We start from the raw sequence: 17,478 nt of genomic DNA, 5'->3' as shown, positions 1-17,478 counted from the left end.
GATCACGTTACGTGGAAGGGTATAAGAAAGTATCTAAAAGAAAAGAGGCCGAGGGGCTGACCCCCTCGAAATTATATCAGCCGGATCGTCTCTAAGTTCATCGGAGACTTGGTCTCCAGCTTGTACTTCTTGTAGATCGAGCTGGCGAGGTCGAGGCACTTGTTTTCATCACCGTGGTTGGTGATGATCCTCTCGGGCCTCGGGTCCATGCGCTTCACGTACTCCATCAGCTGCCGGCGGTCGGAGTGACCGGAGAAGCCGTCCACAGTGGTGACCTGGAGGTTGATCTTCATGATCTCGGTTTTTCCTCCAGTGGACATCGGGAGCTCGTTCCAGCCCTTCTGGATTCTGCGGCCCATGGTGCCTTCTGCCTGGTAGCCGACGAAGATCAGCGTGTTCCGCTTGTCGTGGCCGTAGGACTTCAGGTACTCCATGACCGGCCCGCCGTTCATCATGCCCGACGTGGCGAGCACGATGCAGGGCGACGGGTCCGCCAGGATTTTCTCCCTCTTCTGCGGGGAGTCTACCTGCACGAACGACGGCGACAGGAACGGGTTCTGGCCCTTGTGGAAGATCATGTCCTGCAGCTCCACGTTCAGGTACTCGGGGTACGTGGTGTGGATGGCAGTCGCTTCCCAGATCATGCCGTCCAGATATACGGGCACGTTGTCGATAACACCGCGGCGGATCGCTTCTTCGAGCACGATCATGACTTCCTGGCTTCTGCCCACGGCGAAAGTCGGGATCAGGACTTTGCCGCCTCTGGCCAGCGTAGCTTTAATCACCTGCTGTATCTCGACCTCGGCTTCCCTGCGGGCGGGCTGCATGTCGTGCATGCCGCCGTAAGTAGATTCCATGATGACGGTCTCTACCCGGGGGAAGTTGTTGATAGCCGCGTCGAACAGCTTGCTTTTCTCGTACTTGAAGTCGCCGGTGAACGCCACGTTGTACAGGCCTTCGCCGATGTGGAAGTGGGCGATGGCCGAGCCGAGGATGTGGCCGGAGTTGTAGAAAGTCAGCCGCACGTCGGGGGCGATATCGGTGACATCGCCGTGGTTGAGCGTGATGGTGCGCTTCAGCGCCTCCCTGATCATCGCGGAGTCATATGGCGGCCTCTTGCCCTCACGGTTCGCCACCTCGATGTAGTCGAGCTGTAGTAAAGCCGACAGGTCGCGGGTCGGAGGGGTCGTGTAGATCGGGCCTTCGTAGCCGTACTTGAACAGCAGCGGTACAATGCCGCTGTGGTCGAGGTGGGCGTGGGTAATGACGACCGCGTCCAGGTTGGACAGCGGGCTCACTTCGGGCACGTAGAGGTACGGGGTACCGTTGCTCTCTGCCCCGGTGTTAACGCCGCAGTCGATGAGAATCTTGGTCTCGGGCGTGCTCAGCAGGAACGAGCTTCTCCCGACTTCTTTGCAGCCGCCGAGGGTCGTGACGCGAATCCACTGGTCTTTCGTAGAGACCGGCCGGTGGATCTTCCTGCCGATGGTCTTCAGAATCTGCTTCCGCTCATCCTTCACGGTACGCAGGTACTGCCTGATGTTCTTTACCGTAGAAGACTCGATAGGCGGGGTCCGTACCACTTTGGGAGTCCAGCCGATGTGCTTGGTGATCTCCCTCAGGGTAGAGCCATGCCTGCCGATGACGAGGCCTGGTTTTTCAGCCTCGATGATAACTTCGCCAGTATCAGGATCAAAGTAAAAGTCGCTCAGGCCGGATTCAGCCGGGACGATCTGCTTGATCTTGTCGATCGCCTGCTCTGCATCCAGCAGCATCTTCGGGTCGGGCCTTACCACTATCCGCTTCCGGAGGTCTTTTGCCAGCGAACGAATGATGTCGCCGTTGTCGGCAAAAGCCCTGGGCTCGGTCGTGTAGATAACAAGCTCAGGCCCCTCGAACTCGAGGCCGGAGATGGTGATGCCCTTTGGAAGCTTATCGCCTATCTTGGCCCTGAGATCGTTTAAAACGTCGTCGATTGTCATCGTTTTTTCACCTATGACATAATAAAAAAGAGAGTAAGCAAATCAAGCGTTGATAACTTGTTTGCTTACCTCCCTCTCGAATATTTCGAATTTTTCAGCAGTGATGACACAGAATTGCATGCCATTGCCCGAGGCGGAGTCCCTCTTCATCGCGGACTCGAGCGCCCTCGCGGCCAGCTCGACGCCATCCTCAACACTCATGCCAGGCTTGAAGCGGTCTTCCAGTACACCGTAAGCAATCGGCGAGCCTGAACCGGTAGAGACAAATTTCTCTTCCTCGATCCGGCCTCCGAGCGGGTCCAGAGAGTATACCTTAGGACCGGCTTTGTCTATGCCGCCGATTAGTACCTGAACATAGTAGGGTGCATAGCGCATCTCTGCAAGGATGTTGGAGAGGAGCATGGATAGCGCGTTGATCGACATGCCACCGTGGCGCCTCAGCTCGAACAGCTTGGCCTCGACCTGCAGAATGCGTGCCAGCCTCTGGCCGTCACCTACTGAGCCTGCGATGGTCATGGCAGCGTTATCAGTAATGCGGTAGATTTTCTGGGCATCTCTGCTCGCGATGAAGTTACCCATCGTGGCCCTGCGTTCAGTCGCAAGTACCACACCCTTGTCGCATATTATACCGATGGTAGTAGTGCCTTTATACTGTTTGTCTTCCATCAAAACTCCCCTTATAATGGACAAAAATTAGTCACATATTATTATTTGTCATTTATATATAATCCTTTCCCCGTTAAGCTGGCGCAGTAGTTTTTTGAAACTTTATTAACAGGCTACGCAGTAATAACAGAGAAAAGACTGCTTTGCTTGATATGTAAAATACCTCGTATATTTATAAACCTTGCGCTATCGGAGGCCAGGTAGATGGCATATCACAGGAAATTTTTACCGATATACGGGCACTGGCAGAGCCATAGTTCAGCATCCCTGACAAACGCACCAGGACCCGGTAAAAGCAAATGCACATCTGCTTTTCCACGTTTTTACCGGCCGCGGTTTAACGATAACATCTGATAATCTTAAACACTTCCGCGACAGACTTCAACCTGTATGCAGAGCCTTCTGGCGAAGCTCTACGAGGCTAAATGGGCTTTGGTGGGCATAGCTATTGTCATTTTCATCGTGTGGATTAGCCTGCCGTACATCACCCCGATCGTCTTTGCCCTCTTCATGTACTACATAACCCGGCCGGTAAAGAGGTGGCTTCACCAGTACATCAAAAATGAAGCGCTGGTAGCGCTGGGGTGTCTCCTGCTGCTGACGCTTCCTCTGGTCGCCATAATCCTCTACCTCATCCTCTTCGCGATAGGCCAGCTCAACACTTTTCTGGCCCAGTCGAACATTCCGATGCTGCCCCCGGGGCAGTTAACCAACGTGAGCCTGTCGATATCTGCCGTGCAGCAGTCTTTCAGCCAGGGAGATTTTAAATACGAGAGCCTCGGCACGACCATCCAGGAATGGTACGACCGGCTGAGCATATACTGGAGCCACATCTTCAGCCTTAAAGACCTGCTATACTCCACTGGCATGACCATAGTCGACGCTACCTTCAAGATCATCCTGATGCTGCTGCTGGCTTTTTTCCTGCTGCTCCACGACGACCGGATGGCCAGGTGGTTCAGGAAGACGTTTCCCGGCCTGGTCACGGAGAACAACGAGCTGTTCGTCCGCTACTTTAAAGCGGTGGATGACGATTTCGAGAAGGTCTTCTTCGGGAACGTCCTGAGCATCGTCTTTTTCGCCATCATAGCCACGGCAGTTTACTCCATCCTCAACTTTTTTGCCCCGGATCCGGCTTTCGTCATACCGTTCCCGGTGCTGCTCGGCATCTTCAGCGGGATAGCTGCACTCCTGCCCATACTGGGCGGCTGGATGGTGGACGTGCCAATCCTGCTCTACGCTCTGGCTCAGTCGCTCATTAACGGATCCTTCAGCAAGTACTGGTGGTACCTGGTAGTGATGGCGATAACCATTTTCGTCTTAGTGGAGAACCTGCCCAACTACCTGCTACGGCCGTTCGTCTCCCACGGGAAAGTCGACGTCGGGCTGCTGATGCTGGCCTACATCCTGGGCCCGGTCATCTTCGGGTTCCCGGGCCTGTTCCTCGGGGCGATGCTGCTGGTGATCATCACCCACTACTTCAGGATAGTCGTGCCAGAGATCAGCGGGGGAAAGAAAGAATATGACAGGAGAGCTGGCGGGGAGCAGGACAGAGCAACCAGAAAAAGAAGAAGGAGACGCTGACCCTATATCAGGTCAGCCTTCACCTGTCCGCGGTCGTCGATCTCCAGGATGGCAGCGTTGCCGATCGAGGCAGGACCCGGGTTGACGACGACAGTCTTGCCGATGTGGGATATGCCCCTGGATTCGTGGATATGCCCGCATACAACGGCCACAAACTTAGGTGCCAGGTCTGCCACAGAAGTGCTCCCTACGTGCATGCCCCCGGGGATCTCGTCTACGTGCCCTTTGGGCGGCGCGTGAGAAACCAGTACTGCAGGGCCGGTTACACCATGGAGCAGGCGTTCAAGCTCGGTCTTGATATGCTCTTCGGAAAACTCGATAGGGGTGTTAAACGGTGTAGGATTAGAGCCCCCTATGCCGATGAAGGTAACGTTGCCAATCCGCATCTTATTCTCGTGGAGATTGGCATCCTCTTCCCTGAGCAGGTCGATCAGGTCTTTCTTATCGCAGTTGCCCGGCACCGCCAGCACAGGCCTCGGCAGCTTCTCCAGCACAACCTTCGCCTTCTCCGTCGGGCCGAACTGGGTAATGTCCCCGGCCAGCAAAGTCCCGTCCACCTTACCGGCTTTCTCCAAAATCTCCGGCAGCCGGTCGAACGTGTTGTGAAAATCAGTCACCGCAAGCAGTCTCATGCTAGATAATCTCCGTTTTGAGAGAAAAAGGTGACGACAAAAATGACTGATAACATACAGTACGTTGCCGATGTGACAATAAGAGAAACCATAAATTAGTTGTTCTCCACCCACGAGGTGTCCTGCTCTCCCTCGGCTCTGGCCAGGGCGAGCTCGATGTCGCGGATTAAGCCCATGAGGGTGAAGTATTCCCGGGGGCTGATCATCGCCCGGCCGAGGATGCGGCGGATCATGATAGTAGTCTTATCTTTCTTGTGCTCCGCGTAGTTGATGCTTTCGAGCAGCTGCTCGACGTGCTGGTACAGGATCTCCTGCATCTCTCCGTCGGCCAGCAGGAAATCGCCGCCAGTGGCATCGAAAAGCTCGTAGAGTACGACGGTGACTGCGTGAGAAAGGTTCATCACGGGGTACTCGTCTGACGCCGGGATAGTAAGAACTACGTCGCACCGCTCTATGACTTCGTTGGGAAGGCCGTGGTCCTCTTTGCCGAACAGCAGCGCAACTGTGCCCTGCTTGTCCTCCAGCATAGTTTTTAGCTCCCGGGGGCTGAAACATGGCATCCGGACGTGCTCCCTCATAGAGCTTCCGGGCTTTCCGGTGGTGCCGATGGTGATGTTCACGCCTTCGAGGGCCTCTTCGACTGAACCGACGATAGTGGCTTCCGCAAGCAGGTCCTGAGCGTGGGAGGCCATCGCCTTTGCATAGTTGCCCAGCTCGCAGGGGTTGACTAATACCAGGTCGTCGAACCCGAAATTTTTCATGGCCCGGCAGACAGAGCCCACGTTGCCCTCGAAGGCAGGCTCGACGAGAACGACCCGGATGTGCAGCGGCGTTTCTTCGCTCATGGTTTGCCAGGCGTCTCCTTGATCTTGTAGACCACCCGAATATCCGTAATACGGGTTTCGGGGTAGTTGCCCGTCGAGTCTTTTTCCGCAGACTTGACCATGTCCCAGATCGTCAGCAAGGCCACGCTGACCCCGGTCAGCGCCTCCATCTCTACGCCGGTCTTCCCGGTCGACCGGACTTCGGCGATAGCCGTGATGGTTTCCTCCCCGACGTCGAAGTCGAGGTCGATGCCGCTCACCGGAATCTGGTGGCACAGCGGGATCAAATCCCAGGTGCGCTTCACGGCCATGACTCCCGCGACCCGGGCGGTCGCCAGCACGTTGCCCTTCTTGACGTTGCCCGCCTTGATCAGGGCCATCGTGTCTTTCGTCAGGCGAATAGTGCCCTGTGCTTTCGCGATCCGGAGGACGTCTGCCTTGGCGCCCACGTCCACCATCTTTACCTTATCCCCATCCACGTGGGTGAAATCCTTAGCTGACATTGCGGTGGCTCCTGAACCAAAAGATTACAGCCTGCATATATACGCTACAGTTAATTTAGCTTTACTGTGATAAAAACCATCTTCGGCAGATCTTCAGCCAGAGTTGCGGTGTACGAGCAATTGAACGCTGCGCTGTGCTAAACACTAAGGGCACGGAGGACATTACTCCCGCCGCTGCCGGTACTCTTTCATTACATAAGGGATGCAGTGGACGACGTCGGTAGCCAGCAGCCCGTAGCCCTTTTCCCTGAAAGCCATGTCGCCCGCGGCCCCGCTGACGAAGGCTGCGGCGGTGGCCGCCTCGAACGCAGGGTTCACGCAGTACAGGGCTCCGGTAATGCCTGCGAGGACATCGCCCGTACCTCCGACAGTCATTCCCGGGTTGCCGGTGCTGTTGAGCTTCAGCTGCTTGCCGTCGGTGATCACGTCTGTCCGGCCCTTGAGAAGAGTGACCAGACCTTTCGACTGAGAAAACTGCATGGCCTCTTCCCGGCCGTCGCCCGTTACTTCGACGCCGCTGATCCTCCTGAACTCGCCGTGGTGAGGGGTGACGATGCCCTTGAGCGGCATGCCCGGCTGAAGGGCGTCGGCGTCGAGGACCGTTTTGTCGCACAGCCTCACGATCTCCTCGAGAGCTCTGAGCGTCTCAGGGTCATGCCCGGCGCCCATGCCGATGACAACGACGTCATGCCGCTTGATCTGCTGTTTGAGCAGGTCTACATCTGCACCTACTATAAGGTGTCTATCCGAAAGCGGATAGGTGATCAGGTTCGGTGAATAGGAGGCTATGAGGTCAGCGGCACGCTGGGGAGCCGCTATGGTTACGATGTCGGCGCCTGTGCGCAGCGCAGCCATTGCCGCCAGCGTGGGAGCTCCGACATAGGGGCCCCCGCCGACAATAAGCACCCGGCCGCTCTGCCCTTTGTGCTCGAAGTCTCCCCGGGCTTTGACCTGCTGCAGATCCCCGGGACCGGCGTACTCTCTTGCCTTTTCAGGTATGCCGATGTCCACAACTTCGGTATTGTACCGCTCCAGCCCTTTTTTCATGGCGTGGAAGGTGACGACGAGGTCCGGCTTGATGCACATGGGGCACTCCCCGGTGTGGCGGTCCAGGCCGCTGGGAGTGTCGACTGATACTTTGATGGCAGGGCTGTTGTTGATCAGGCTGATGGCCCGGGCCGCCAGCCCCCGGGGCATGCCGGAGCTCCCGGTACCGAGGATAGCATCGATGATGATGTCGCAGGTCTCGAACAGTTCCCTCGTGAGCATCTCCGCCGCCTCGATGTCGATGACGTCGACTTTAGCCATGCGCAGCTTGAACAGGTTCTCGGCAGCAGGACCTTTCCTCACGTCGGAAGCTCTGCCCAGCAGGATGACTGACACCGGGCAGCCGGCCATGGATAGATATCTTGCAGCGACAAAACCGTCACCGCCGTTGTTACCCTTGCCGCATACAACCAGTACCCTCTTGCAGCCGTAGAGAGCCCGCAAAACCTCGGCGACCTTTCTGCCCGCGTTCTCCATAAGCGTGCCGTAGCTGACTCCATAGTAGTCTGCGTTCGCTTCGAGCGCCCGCATCTCTTCGGCAGTGACATATTCAACCATCGGTGGCTTTCCTCGCTTATAGAGTGTTTCGACCCTCGATTAAATAATAGTTGCCAGTACCAGTAGCATGAAAACAAGGGAAAATGGACGGTTCAATCAGGCAGTCGGCCATACAGGTAAGGATATGAAGCCATATTAGAGACCACCATATAATTCTGAAATAAATATATAACTATAACCGCCTTACGTTCACAGGGATGGATTGGCCATGAGAAATGTCACTAGCAGAGAGCATCGCCCCCAGGGCCCGGTGTCGGCGGCAAAGATTGCCTGTATTTTACTCGTACTTACGATGGCGCTGCCATACCCGATGGCGGCGACAGTCACGGCGTCTAACGGAGGTCCGGCAATATTTGCCACGCCCGGCGATCCCGGAAGGTCGCTGGAAAACCAGTCGTACTCGATCGGACTGCAGGCTTATGTCTATGGGCTGGCCCCAGTCATCATGCAGCGGACAGAGGAGCAATTCACCACAACCCCGGGCCCTGGCCACGCCCCTGTCAACCAGTTCGGGCACATCACGAGGCTGGCGACGCCGGAGGATACGGATGTCGTCACACCCAATGCGGATACCCTGTATTCCACCGCCTGGCTGGAGCTGGGTAAAGAGCCGGTCATTCTCCAGGTTCCGGACACCGGCGATCGATATTACGTCATGCAGATGCTCGATGCCTATACGAATAATTTCGCCAGCGTCGGCCGGCGGACTACCGGCACTGGAGAGGGTAGTTTCGCCATAGTCGGGCCCAGATGGAACGGCAGCCTCCCCGCAAACCTGACCGTCATCGAGTCCCCGACCAACACGGTCTGGATTATCGGCAGAATACTGGTGAACGGCTACGACGACCTGTCGAACGCCACGGCCCTCCAGAGCCAGTTTACGCTGACGCCACTGAGCCGGCTCAGAAACCAGACGACGCCGGCTCAGAACCTGACCCTGGCCGACTACAAGCAGTATACGCCTTCCCCTAACGTGCAGGAGAGGCTGAGGTTCTTCGAAGAACTCCGGGTCGCGATGCTGAACAACCCGCCACCGCCAGGCGAGGAAACCCTGATGGCCAACTTCAGCCGGATAGGCCTGATGCAAGCCCAGTCCCCGTACGGAACAGGGCTGAACCCCGAGATAGGCGACGGGCTGGCACGGGCGATCGTGGAGGGAGATCGGATTGTCGGGGAAGCATGGGCAAACCAGAGCGGCAAAGGAGGCAATACCTGGCTGATGAACACAAAGACAGGTAACTACGGCAGCGATTACCTGACAAGGGCGGCAGTAGCAGCGGGCGGCCTTGGGGCAAACGTCCCCGAAGAAGCGGTGTATGCCAGAGCAATGACCAGTATCGAGGGAGCACCGTTAAACGGAGCCGACAGATACGTCATCCGCTTCGGCAGCGGCAACCTGCCCCCTGTCGACGCCTTCTGGTCTCTGTCGGCATACAACGCATCGACGTACATGCTGGCATCCAACCCGTATTACCGGTACTCGATCGGCGACCAGACGCCCGGCCTAAAGTATAATCCGGACGGATCGCTGGACATATACATCCAGAAAGAGATCCCCGAAGGGAAGGAATCCAACTGGCTCCCGGCGCCTGAAGGGAACTTCTACCTGATCCTGCGGATGTACGAGCCTGGATCGCAGGTACTGGACGGGACATACCAGATACCCCCTGTAAGGAGGGCTTAGCCGGACCTGTGTAAGCAATTATATAGCAGCATATCGATTATTGATACGGTGCAGCCCGACCATGGACAATATTGACCTCAGGATAATCCAGGAACTCGTCCCAAACTCCAGGGTCACATACCGGGAGCTCGCAGACAAGCTCGGCGTCTCTGCGAACTCCGCCCACAAGCGAGTCCAGAACCTGGTGGAGCAGAGGATCATCCAGCACGCTACCTAATGACATAACCATAGACGTCTGGACGAAAACGACGGCGGAGCTGAAAGAGCTCCAGGATGCCTTGCAGAAGGAAGGGTACTTCGAGAAGGTAGTCCCAATACTGGTTTATAAAGTCTACCGGTTCGATACGTGGCTGGATCAACAGATCCGGGATAAGGCTTCCGGGAAGGACAAAGTCGTATGAAGGATGATCGCTGCAGCAAGTGCAGAACGTACAGTCTCTAAAAAATTAGCGGAAGAATTGAGTAGGCAGGATTGCCGACGATGCTTCTCCGAGGTGCCTGGCATGATCAGCCCGGGCCTGCTTCTCGGCTTCCAGCTGCCTGGCCGATTTTCCGGTAGCCGCCAGTTTTGTTTTACGGATGCCCCGTATGGCCTGCAGTAGCGGTTCCAGAAGCCTGCCGGCGAAGTGGTAAGCGGCAGATCTGATATCCAGTATGATGTGCCTCATGAATGATGCCTCGATAGCCCAGATGGCAGTCGGGCGATTTATGCTCATGTCACAGCAGGAGAAGATAAAGCGGCCACTACCCGGCGGTCGAATGTTCGTTTTGTCATTCTATCAATCACAAAATCAACATACCAGTGCTACCAGTCTTAAGAATAGACGCTTACTTTCGGCAGCTCCGTAATACTTAACATCTCCACGGCAGTATGACAGGTGAATAGAGATGACCCCAACCCTGCATACGCTGAAAGAGAAGCTGATAAACATAAGAAATTGTCCTGACCATGACACGGCCGATTTCGGCCTCGTCCCCGGGATGCTGGAAAACATCGGCTCGACAGACCCGGTACTGCGGGACGATCTCATCTATGAGACGTTCGCCGGGTGGATAGAGGCTGATAAATTTTCTCCGGGAGAGCTGAAACACCTGCTGAACACCTGCCTGGACGACTCGCACGCCTTTTACAGGATCGGAGAAGAAGGGACAGACTCGGTTTTTACCAGGACATTCTCGCTGCTGGTCGTGGCGCTGATCATCGACGCCCACAGGAGGAACACATTCCTGACTCTGGCAGACCTCCGGGAGGTCAAGGCTAAAATGGTCCGGTACATGGCAGAGGAAAAGGATGTCAGAGGCTACGTCGGAGAAAAGGGCTGGGCCCACTCCACGGCACATGCGGCCGACGTTTTTGGCGAGCTGGGGAAGTGCGAGGAGTTTACGGACAGCCGCGACCTGCTGGACATCCTGCACTCCGTCAGCGAAAAAGTGGTCATCAACAGCTACATCTACATTCACAGGGAAGACGAAAGACTGGCCAGGGCAGTGGTCGGCATCCTGGGTAGAAGAATTCTGGACAAGCAGGCGATCGTCGGATGGCTGGAGATGTTCGGAGAGATCCTGAAGAGCGGCTCGCACCCTGAGGACGATTATCTGCGGAACAACGTGAAGATGTTTTTGAGAAGCCTGTACTTCCGGCTATCGCCCGACGGCTACGAGGGACAAATAAGGCCCTTGATCGAGAACGTTTTACAAAAGTTGAGCAAGTTTTAAGTGCCCGAAGAAAAATGACGGGGTATTTTCCCCCGTGCCTACTTTTTAGTGTTCATGTAGTAATACGCTGCTGCAACGGCGATGATGATCAGTACCAGAAGCACGATCCAGTACCAGTAGTTAGACCACCATGAACCGGCCTCGGGAGTCGGAGACGGGGCAGGCGTTGCGGTTGCCTCCGGGGTTGGCTCAACCGTGGGCTCCGGAGTAGCGGTAGGAGCCGGGGTAGGCGTCGGAGTGACGGTCGGCTCCGGCGTCGGAGTAGGCGTCGGCCGGACGTAGAACTGACTCATATCGAAGCTCCCGGAGGGCCCGGAAGGCCCGGAAGGCTGAGCAGGCTCAGGGGTAGGATCTGTCGAAGGTGCAGGTCCCGGCCCAGGTTCGGGCGTCGGTTCGGGTGTGGGATCAGATGGGGGAGGTGCAACCCCCATAGCCATTGCGACCTGGGCTGTCGCAGCGATCATCAAAACAGTCAGCATTATTGTACACAGGACTGCAGTACAGGATAGTTTTAAACGCATCGTATCCCTCGTGGATCAACCGTCTTCATTCTCAGGGACAGATACCCCCTCCCGCTCGCAGTAAACTCTGATTACTCCGGCATCCGCCGGGAATGCGGCAGGATATCGACGGTTATCGTAGAATAATAAATCAACGGCCCCAAATTTAACCGTTTTCTACTAAAAATCAATTTTCTAATATGGAATTATCAGGATAGCCGGATACATTTAAACACTACCAGCACCTCGAAGGGCACCTTTTCCCTGGCAACTGTTTCCACAGAAAAGCCGTGCTGCCGGTACAGTTCAGCTACGGCATCGATGTCGGTCAGGGATGAGAACACTGTCAGCACCCGGCCCCCGATCGGCAGGATCCGTTTGACCCCGGCCAGAAACTGCCTGATGACGTCCCTCCCGTCCGGGCCTCCGTCGAACGCCCGGTTGAGCCAGGCGTCCAGCCTTTCGTCCTCGGAAGTCGGCAGGTATGGCGGGTTGAAGATGATGACGTCGAACTGGCCGCAGATGCCGCTGAACAGGTCGGTCCTCACGACTTCGACCCCGTTGAGGCGGGCGTTCTGGCAGGCGATGGGATTGATGTCCGTGGCTATGACATCGGTGACCTCTTTGACGAAAAACGAGACGACGCCGGAGCCTGTGCCCACTTCGAGCACCTTTTCGCCGGGCCGGATATCTTTGAGCGCCGCCTCGACCAGCAGGAAAGAGTCATCGCCGGGATCGTAGACGCCTTCCAGCAGCTCGAACTCTTTATCCCGGTAGATCCGAACTGTCATGCTTCACCAGCCTCGCCACCTCGTTCGCCAGTAAGGCGAACTCTTCGGGGGACACCTGCTCCGCCCGCCGGTCCAGAATTTCGGGAGGTAGCGCAGAGAGAATAGCCTGCGGGTCTTTCAGGCTCATCATGTGCGCCCCGTTCAAGAGGGCTTTCCGGAGCTTTTTCCTTCTGCCCGCGAAAGCCGCAGTGACCAGCTTCATGAACAGCTCCTCATCTGCGACGGTATAGCCTGCAGGCCGGGGAGTAAGCTTGACCACTGTCGACTCGACCTCGGGCTGCGGGTTAAACGCCCGCCGGGAGACGTTGAAGAGCAGCTTCACGTCGGCGAAGTGCTGCACAGTGACAGACAACCGGGAATAGTCTTCCTCCCCGGCCCTGGCCGCCATTCTCAGCGCAAACTCCCGCTGGTACATCAGAACGGCGAACTTAAAAGGGCGACGCAGAAGTTTGAAGGTGACGTCTGAAGAGATAGAGTAGGGCAGATTAGCCACTACTTTATCGAACCGGGGGAAATCCACTTTCAGGGCGTTGCCCTGGAGGACGGTGACGTTGGAGCCTCGAAAATCGGCCTCGAGCGCTTCTGCAAAGCGCCTGTCCATTTCGATAGTATAGACGTGATGCGATTTTTGCGCAAGCAGCCGGGTGAGGTTGCCGGGGCCGGCGCCGATTTCAAGTACATCTTCGTCTGGGGACAGAGACGCAGCGTCCACTATCCTGTGCAATACGTTCTGATCTACAAGAAAGTGCTGATCTTTACGCTTGTCAGGGGCGAGGTCCATTTTTATGCTCCATAAAAATCTATGAGGCCGGCACGATCCGTGCCGGTGAGATAGTTATCCCCGAGCTCTTACTTCGCGTACATTCTGTACTTGATGGTCTCGTCCTTGATCTCTTCCTCGATGCGGCGGGCGATGAGCTTGTCGGGGTGGTGCAGGCCTTTGACCCGCTCTTCCAGCTCCTTGAAGCTCTTGAATTTGCCTTTCTTGCGCTCGTCGATCAGCGCCCACATCATCTTCTTGCCGATGCCGGGGAGAAGCTCCAGCATGTGGAGCCTAGTGGTGATCGGCTGGGCGATGTTGAAGAACTCCAGGTACTTGGCCTCGTTCTCCTTCACGATCTTCTCGATCATGTAGGGGAGTTCGATCTTGGCACCCTGGGTAAGCTCCTCGTACCTGAGCCGCTTTTCGACCCGCTTGACCACGTCACGCTCTCCCTTGCCGACAAAGACCTTACTCCCGATTTCCACCTTCGAGCCCTCTTTCATGACCAGCTCCAGTAGTATGAAGTACTCCGAGCCGAGGGACTGAGCCAGCGGCTCCCTGAGGTGGATTGGCCTGGTGTCATCTCCGTGGCCAGCGGGCAAGTCTAGAACATATGCGTATTGCTCTTTGATGTCGATAGCGTGGGTCGTGGTCATCGATAGTTCACCCTGATTGGTACTATGTGTATAATCGTATATTGCTCTAAGATAAAATAAAGTATTGCTTAGATATATTTTGCTACTATATCTAAGATGGCTTTCAGCTCGGCATCGCTCAGGGTGAAACGCTCCTTAGCATAAATAGACCTGAGCTCATCCCTGGTACGGGGGCACAGGCTTGCGATCTTGATCGCGATGTCGAGCTTCATCTTCTCAAGGGTAAGAAGCTCGTTGACCATGTCCCTGGAAGCCTTGCCGTCAAGTTTGGAGAACGTGTTGGCGTGCTCCACAGCCCGCTTCTGTTCGTAGCGGAGCTCTACGCCGGCCTGTTCACGCTCATCCTTGATGTGGTTGAGCATGTCCCTGACTTCCGGGAGGGTGAGCAACTCTTCGCTTATTACCTTCTTGATGATCATTACGATCCCTGCTTATGCGTTGTTCTTCTGCGGCTTCAGGTGCTGCGACCGGGCAATGACAGTCTTCTTCTTGCCACCGTCACTGATGCCGACGAACCACGCGCGGCCCGCCTGGCCAAGGATCTCGCCTGTGAGGCCCTGGAACCTGCGGTAAGGCATGCCCTTGTGGACGCTCGAGTCGATATCGATGTGGACCTTCTGTCCGACCTCAAAGTCCTGTACAGCCTTGCTGACCGGGGAGAGGCCTCTTGCCCTGAGGTCCTTGTTAAACTTGTGCCTCGTCTTTAATCTCTCGCCATGTGATCTTGCCATGATATTCCTCCTTCAACTTTTGTGACATCGAGTTCCTGAACTTTGACCGGCGTTCCGAGCAGCGCCGACAGCGAAGGCCGCGTCCTGCCGTTATCACCGGAAACAAGTTCTTTCACATATAGCCCGCCTTCACAGCGGACAGTGATCACGAAGTACTTTTTCTCCGCGTTCAGCTCTTCCAGGTCGATACTATAAACGTGCCTTGTTCGGTCGAGGTCGGCACGTCGATGTGCGACCCGCTCAGGCGTACGTTGAAGTATCTCCGAGTTAGATAGAGTAGCTAACGAAGATTTAAGTGTTTCTATTGAAATATCCTCATTGTATATAACTTTAAGCCTGTATACTTTGTTGACCTTGAGCGACTTGACCTCTTCGACCGCATTCTTGGCCACGTATACGAGGTCAGACACTTTTACCTTCGGCTCTGCATAAGTATTGATCTGCTCCTTAAGCGCTGCCAGGTCTGTGCGCCTCACGTGAGGATCCATAACCTCCATAACAAAGGGCCTGCCCTCGCCCACCATGATGGCATCGATATCTTCTCTGCCCGCGCCATGCAGTACTCCGTCGTGGGCTTTGAAGGCTTCGATGACTTTGTGGCTGATCAGCTCTTCTACAGAGTTAGTATACATCTTGCCAGTGTTCTTGCACCGCTCGCAGCCCTTTCCGCCGCATTCCCGGCAAGGCCACCTGGTCTGGGGGATATCCCGGACATACTTGTTATACCGGCCGTAGATGAACAAGGATTGCACCTGAAGTTTAACCTTCTCGTCCGCGAGGTAAATGGTGAAAAGCACGTCGGGGCGCTTGAAGTCGACCTGCTTGCCGGTCATCTGGGAGACCAGCTTGCCGACTTCCCGGTTTAGTTCCGACTTCAGCGGCTCTGCGTTGGCTATGCCGCACTCAGCCCAGAGCACTTCCTCCTTCTCTGACATGATTGGGGGTACCTTCGTACCTACCAGCAGCGTGTCGTACTCGTAGCCTTTCACGACCTCGACGCACTTGTCGGCGTATTCTTTGAGCTTTTCGGGATGCTGGAACAGGCCTCTGCACAGCCAGCATTCCTCTTCCTCGCCGCCCGCCAGTTTTCTCGCCTGGGGCAGTGTCGGAGCCAGCTCTTTCTGCAGTTCCATATCGCCGTTAGCAGCCGCTTCCATGGATAAGGTCAGCTTGATAGCGTTGCCCCTCTGGGCGTTGGTCAGCCCGGTCGAAAGCTTGCCGAACTGCCGCCCCATGCAGGCATCGCAGATCGGGCCTTCCTTGAGGATGCGTTTCGCTGTTTCTATAATTGTCATATTGCCGGGTTCAATGATGTGCTTACACATTTTAAACCTTTCCCGAAACCATTTAAATGAGCCAACAATAACATTTAATATTGAACGTATCATTTAAAATATTGTGATCATAAATGGAATCAGTATCGAGTAAAGTATCGAGCCAAAATCAGATAACTCTGCCAGGCGATGTCCGAAAGAAGCTTGGAGTAAAGCCAGGTGATAAAGTAGTCTTCATCGAAGAAGATGACAGGATCATCATCAAGAGCCTGAAGGACCTCGTCTACGAGATGGTAGAGGGCTTCAAGGACCTGGATAAAACTGACAAAGAATTCAGGAAAGGCTTCGACAGAATGTTCAGGGAAGGCTAAACAGATGGATGTCTGCCTCGATACGAACGTCTTCAGCAGTGGCCCGGAGTTCCTGCTCTGGATGGAAGAGAAAAATGTAAAAGGCTATCTCCCCGCCCATGCGTTCATGGAGCTTTCGTACTACCAGATGAGGAGAGCGGACGGATCTGTGGCGAATTTTATCAGTGCGTTAGCAGGGCTGGATATCGAGATCGTACCCTTTGATAGGTCGCTCGCCTTGATAGCGGCCAATAATGCGCTCATAAAGTACGACCTGTCGGCCCACGCCGTAGACTATGCCATCGGCGCTTATGCATACAAGCGGAAAATTCCATTGATCACCAACAACAAGAAGCACTTCGGGTGGGTCGATGAAGTCTACACCCCGGAGGAGTTCATGAAAAAGTATGCCTGAGCTACGATGTTGGGGTTCATGATATACGCTCAACTTTTGAAATAAAGATTATTTTGTCATAAAATTTTTAAAACGCATGTTTAACGTCGTATTTTAATCAAAAAACGTTAAATAGACCGTAGATACACTTAGCAACTGGTAATTATGACAACCAGTGAAGGAGTAATCCCTGCTCTGCCAGCCGGCGATCGCCCGTCTGCAAAGTTCTCAAACCCGGTACTCGAGAATATCTACAGCCGGCGATCCGTCAGGAGCTACAAGCCTGATCCTGTGCCCGACGAGGTGCTGCTCGAGATCATCAAGGCCGGCACATTTGCGCCTACGGCCATGAACCAGCAGCTGTGGCGTTTCGCCGTGGTGACGGGGGAAGCAGATATTGACAGGTATGCAGACCGGGCGAAGCAGCTGTGGCAGCAGAACATCGGTTTAAAAGTAGCCGCGGCCACAGGTCTGGGAGGACCGGGCATCGCACGGTATGCGAAGATGATGAAAGCGCCAGGCCTCCACCTGTTCCACCATGCGCCCGCGCTGGTCTTTATCTTTGCCCCGAAAAGCCGCCTGATCAGGGAAGACTGCGCCTGCGCAGCCGAGAACATGATGCTGGCTGCGGCTTCCCTCGGGCTGGGCAGCTGCTGGATCGGCCTGGCAGCGCCGCTTGGGACTGACAGGAAAACCAGAGAGGAGCTGAAAGTCCCGGCTGGATACGGGATGATGGCGACGCTGGCCTTCGGCTACCCGACTAACGAGGGCAGAAAAGCACCGGAGCGAAACGCAGATGTCCTGCTGAGCTGGACCACGTAAA

At 55.4% G+C, this 17,478-nt stretch carries 22 protein-coding genes; 8 read left to right on the top strand and 14 right to left on the bottom strand.

What is annotated here, in order from left to right; all coding sequences use genetic code 11:
- Nucleotides 1–71: 71 nt before the first annotated feature.
- Both ACPLPM_RS07060 and psmB read right to left on the bottom strand, forming a co-directional pair.
- Nucleotides 72–1,982: a beta-CASP ribonuclease aCPSF1 gene (locus tag ACPLPM_RS07060; RefSeq protein WP_424359538.1), complete on the bottom strand. Its 1,911-nt coding sequence runs from the start codon at nt 1,980–1,982 to the stop codon at nt 72–74.
- Between the two features lie 42 nt (nt 1,983–2,024).
- Nucleotides 2,025–2,648: an archaeal proteasome endopeptidase complex subunit beta gene (gene psmB, locus ACPLPM_RS07055; RefSeq protein WP_424359537.1), complete on the bottom strand. Its 624-nt coding sequence runs from the start codon at nt 2,646–2,648 to the stop codon at nt 2,025–2,027.
- 390 nt (nt 2,649–3,038) lie between these two features.
- Between psmB and ACPLPM_RS07050 the strand changes: the two genes are divergently transcribed.
- Nucleotides 3,039–4,232 (top strand): AI-2E family transporter, encoded by a 1,194-nt coding sequence (locus ACPLPM_RS07050; protein ID WP_424359536.1) that lies wholly within the window; start codon nt 3,039–3,041, stop codon nt 4,230–4,232.
- 2 nt (nt 4,233–4,234) lie between these two features.
- Here the strand turns inward: ACPLPM_RS07050 and ACPLPM_RS07045 are convergent, their stop codons facing one another.
- From ACPLPM_RS07045 to ACPLPM_RS07030, 4 genes are all read right to left on the bottom strand, one after another.
- Complete coding sequence (locus ACPLPM_RS07045; protein ID WP_424359535.1) at nt 4,235–4,864, bottom strand: metallophosphoesterase family protein; 630 nt, start codon at nt 4,862–4,864, stop codon at nt 4,235–4,237.
- Between the two features lie 95 nt (nt 4,865–4,959).
- Complete coding sequence (locus tag ACPLPM_RS07040) at nt 4,960–5,709, bottom strand: RNA methyltransferase (RefSeq protein ID WP_424359534.1); 750 nt, start codon at nt 5,707–5,709, stop codon at nt 4,960–4,962.
- Entirely contained in the window at nt 5,706–6,191 is a 486-nt protein-coding gene (moaC, locus tag ACPLPM_RS07035; RefSeq protein ID WP_424359533.1) for a cyclic pyranopterin monophosphate synthase MoaC, read from the bottom strand. The genes ACPLPM_RS07040 and moaC overlap by 4 nt, the downstream gene beginning before the upstream one ends.
- A gap of 162 nt (nt 6,192–6,353) precedes the next feature.
- Complete coding sequence (locus ACPLPM_RS07030) at nt 6,354–7,796, bottom strand: NAD(P)H-hydrate dehydratase (RefSeq protein ID WP_424359532.1); 1,443 nt, start codon at nt 7,794–7,796, stop codon at nt 6,354–6,356.
- 208 nt (nt 7,797–8,004) lie between these two features.
- Between ACPLPM_RS07030 and ACPLPM_RS07025 the strand changes: the two genes are divergently transcribed.
- The 3 genes from ACPLPM_RS07025 to ACPLPM_RS07015 all read left to right on the top strand — a co-directional run bounded on the left by ACPLPM_RS07025 (nt 8,005) and on the right by ACPLPM_RS07015 (nt 9,881).
- Entirely contained in the window at nt 8,005–9,480 is a 1,476-nt protein-coding gene (locus tag ACPLPM_RS07025) for a DUF1254 domain-containing protein (RefSeq protein WP_424359531.1), read from the top strand.
- Nucleotides 9,481–9,541: 61 nt separating this feature from the next.
- Nucleotides 9,542–9,697 carry an AsnC family transcriptional regulator gene (locus tag ACPLPM_RS07020; protein ID WP_424359530.1) on the top strand — a complete coding sequence of 52 codons (156 nt, stop codon included), beginning with the start codon at nt 9,542–9,544 and terminating at the stop codon, nt 9,695–9,697.
- Between the two features lie 61 nt (nt 9,698–9,758).
- Complete coding sequence (locus tag ACPLPM_RS07015) at nt 9,759–9,881, top strand: hypothetical protein (RefSeq protein WP_424359529.1); 123 nt, start codon at nt 9,759–9,761, stop codon at nt 9,879–9,881.
- Nucleotides 9,882–9,926: 45 nt separating this feature from the next.
- On the opposite strand, the gene ACPLPM_RS07010 is transcribed toward ACPLPM_RS07015, so the two are convergent.
- On the bottom strand, nt 9,927–10,196 hold the full coding sequence (locus tag ACPLPM_RS07010; protein WP_424359528.1) for a hypothetical protein: 270 nt from the start codon (nt 10,194–10,196) through the stop codon (nt 9,927–9,929).
- 172 nt (nt 10,197–10,368) lie between these two features.
- Here ACPLPM_RS07010 and ACPLPM_RS07005 point away from each other — a divergent pair, with 172 nt between their 5' ends.
- On the top strand, nt 10,369–11,196 hold the full coding sequence (locus tag ACPLPM_RS07005; protein ID WP_424359527.1) for a DUF2785 domain-containing protein: 828 nt from the start codon (nt 10,369–10,371) through the stop codon (nt 11,194–11,196).
- Nucleotides 11,197–11,234: 38 nt separating this feature from the next.
- On the opposite strand, the gene ACPLPM_RS07000 is transcribed toward ACPLPM_RS07005, so the two are convergent.
- The 7 genes from ACPLPM_RS07000 to ACPLPM_RS06970 all read right to left on the bottom strand — a co-directional run bounded on the left by ACPLPM_RS07000 (nt 11,235) and on the right by ACPLPM_RS06970 (nt 15,932).
- The gene (locus ACPLPM_RS07000) at nt 11,235–11,489 is read right to left on the bottom strand and encodes a hypothetical protein (protein WP_424359526.1); all 255 of its coding nucleotides are present in this window, start codon (nt 11,487–11,489) and stop codon (nt 11,235–11,237) included.
- Between the two features lie 416 nt (nt 11,490–11,905).
- Complete coding sequence (locus ACPLPM_RS06995) at nt 11,906–12,487, bottom strand: HemK2/MTQ2 family protein methyltransferase (RefSeq protein WP_424359525.1); 582 nt, start codon at nt 12,485–12,487, stop codon at nt 11,906–11,908.
- Complete coding sequence (gene rsmA, locus ACPLPM_RS06990; RefSeq protein ID WP_424359524.1) at nt 12,462–13,268, bottom strand: 16S rRNA (adenine(1518)-N(6)/adenine(1519)-N(6))-dimethyltransferase RsmA; 807 nt, start codon at nt 13,266–13,268, stop codon at nt 12,462–12,464. The genes ACPLPM_RS06995 and rsmA overlap by 26 nt, the downstream gene beginning before the upstream one ends.
- Nucleotides 13,269–13,336: 68 nt before the next feature.
- Complete coding sequence (locus ACPLPM_RS06985) at nt 13,337–13,906, bottom strand: DUF655 domain-containing protein (protein ID WP_424359523.1); 570 nt, start codon at nt 13,904–13,906, stop codon at nt 13,337–13,339.
- Nucleotides 13,907–13,974: 68 nt separating this feature from the next.
- Nucleotides 13,975–14,325, bottom strand: a complete 351-nt coding sequence (locus tag ACPLPM_RS06980) for an RNA polymerase Rpb4 family protein (protein WP_424359522.1) — start codon at nt 14,323–14,325, stop codon at nt 13,975–13,977.
- 12 nt (nt 14,326–14,337) lie between these two features.
- Entirely contained in the window at nt 14,338–14,637 is a 300-nt protein-coding gene (locus tag ACPLPM_RS06975; protein ID WP_424359521.1) for a 50S ribosomal protein L21e, read from the bottom strand.
- Entirely contained in the window at nt 14,610–15,932 is a 1,323-nt protein-coding gene (locus tag ACPLPM_RS06970) for a tRNA pseudouridine(54/55) synthase Pus10 (protein ID WP_424359520.1), read from the bottom strand. Before ACPLPM_RS06970 ends, ACPLPM_RS06975 begins: the two co-directional genes overlap by 28 nt.
- A gap of 113 nt (nt 15,933–16,045) precedes the next feature.
- Between ACPLPM_RS06970 and ACPLPM_RS06965 the strand changes: the two genes are divergently transcribed.
- The 3 genes from ACPLPM_RS06965 to ACPLPM_RS06955 all read left to right on the top strand — a co-directional run bounded on the left by ACPLPM_RS06965 (nt 16,046) and on the right by ACPLPM_RS06955 (nt 17,477).
- Entirely contained in the window at nt 16,046–16,282 is a 237-nt protein-coding gene (locus ACPLPM_RS06965; RefSeq protein WP_424359519.1) for an AbrB/MazE/SpoVT family DNA-binding domain-containing protein, read from the top strand.
- Nucleotides 16,283–16,286: 4 nt separating this feature from the next.
- Nucleotides 16,287–16,676 (top strand): type II toxin-antitoxin system VapC family toxin, encoded by a 390-nt coding sequence (locus ACPLPM_RS06960; RefSeq protein WP_424359518.1) that lies wholly within the window; start codon nt 16,287–16,289, stop codon nt 16,674–16,676.
- 144 nt (nt 16,677–16,820) lie between these two features.
- Entirely contained in the window at nt 16,821–17,477 is a 657-nt protein-coding gene (locus ACPLPM_RS06955) for a nitroreductase family protein (protein ID WP_424359517.1), read from the top strand.
- Nucleotide 17,478: the final 1 nt, after the last annotated feature.

Origin of the sequence: Methanocella sp. MCL-LM, from assembly GCF_049676595.1 — an archaeon.
In the GTDB taxonomy this organism is placed as follows: Archaea; Halobacteriota; Methanocellia; order Methanocellales; family Methanocellaceae; genus Methanocella_A.
This window is presented reverse-complemented; position numbering and strand designations above follow the sequence as displayed.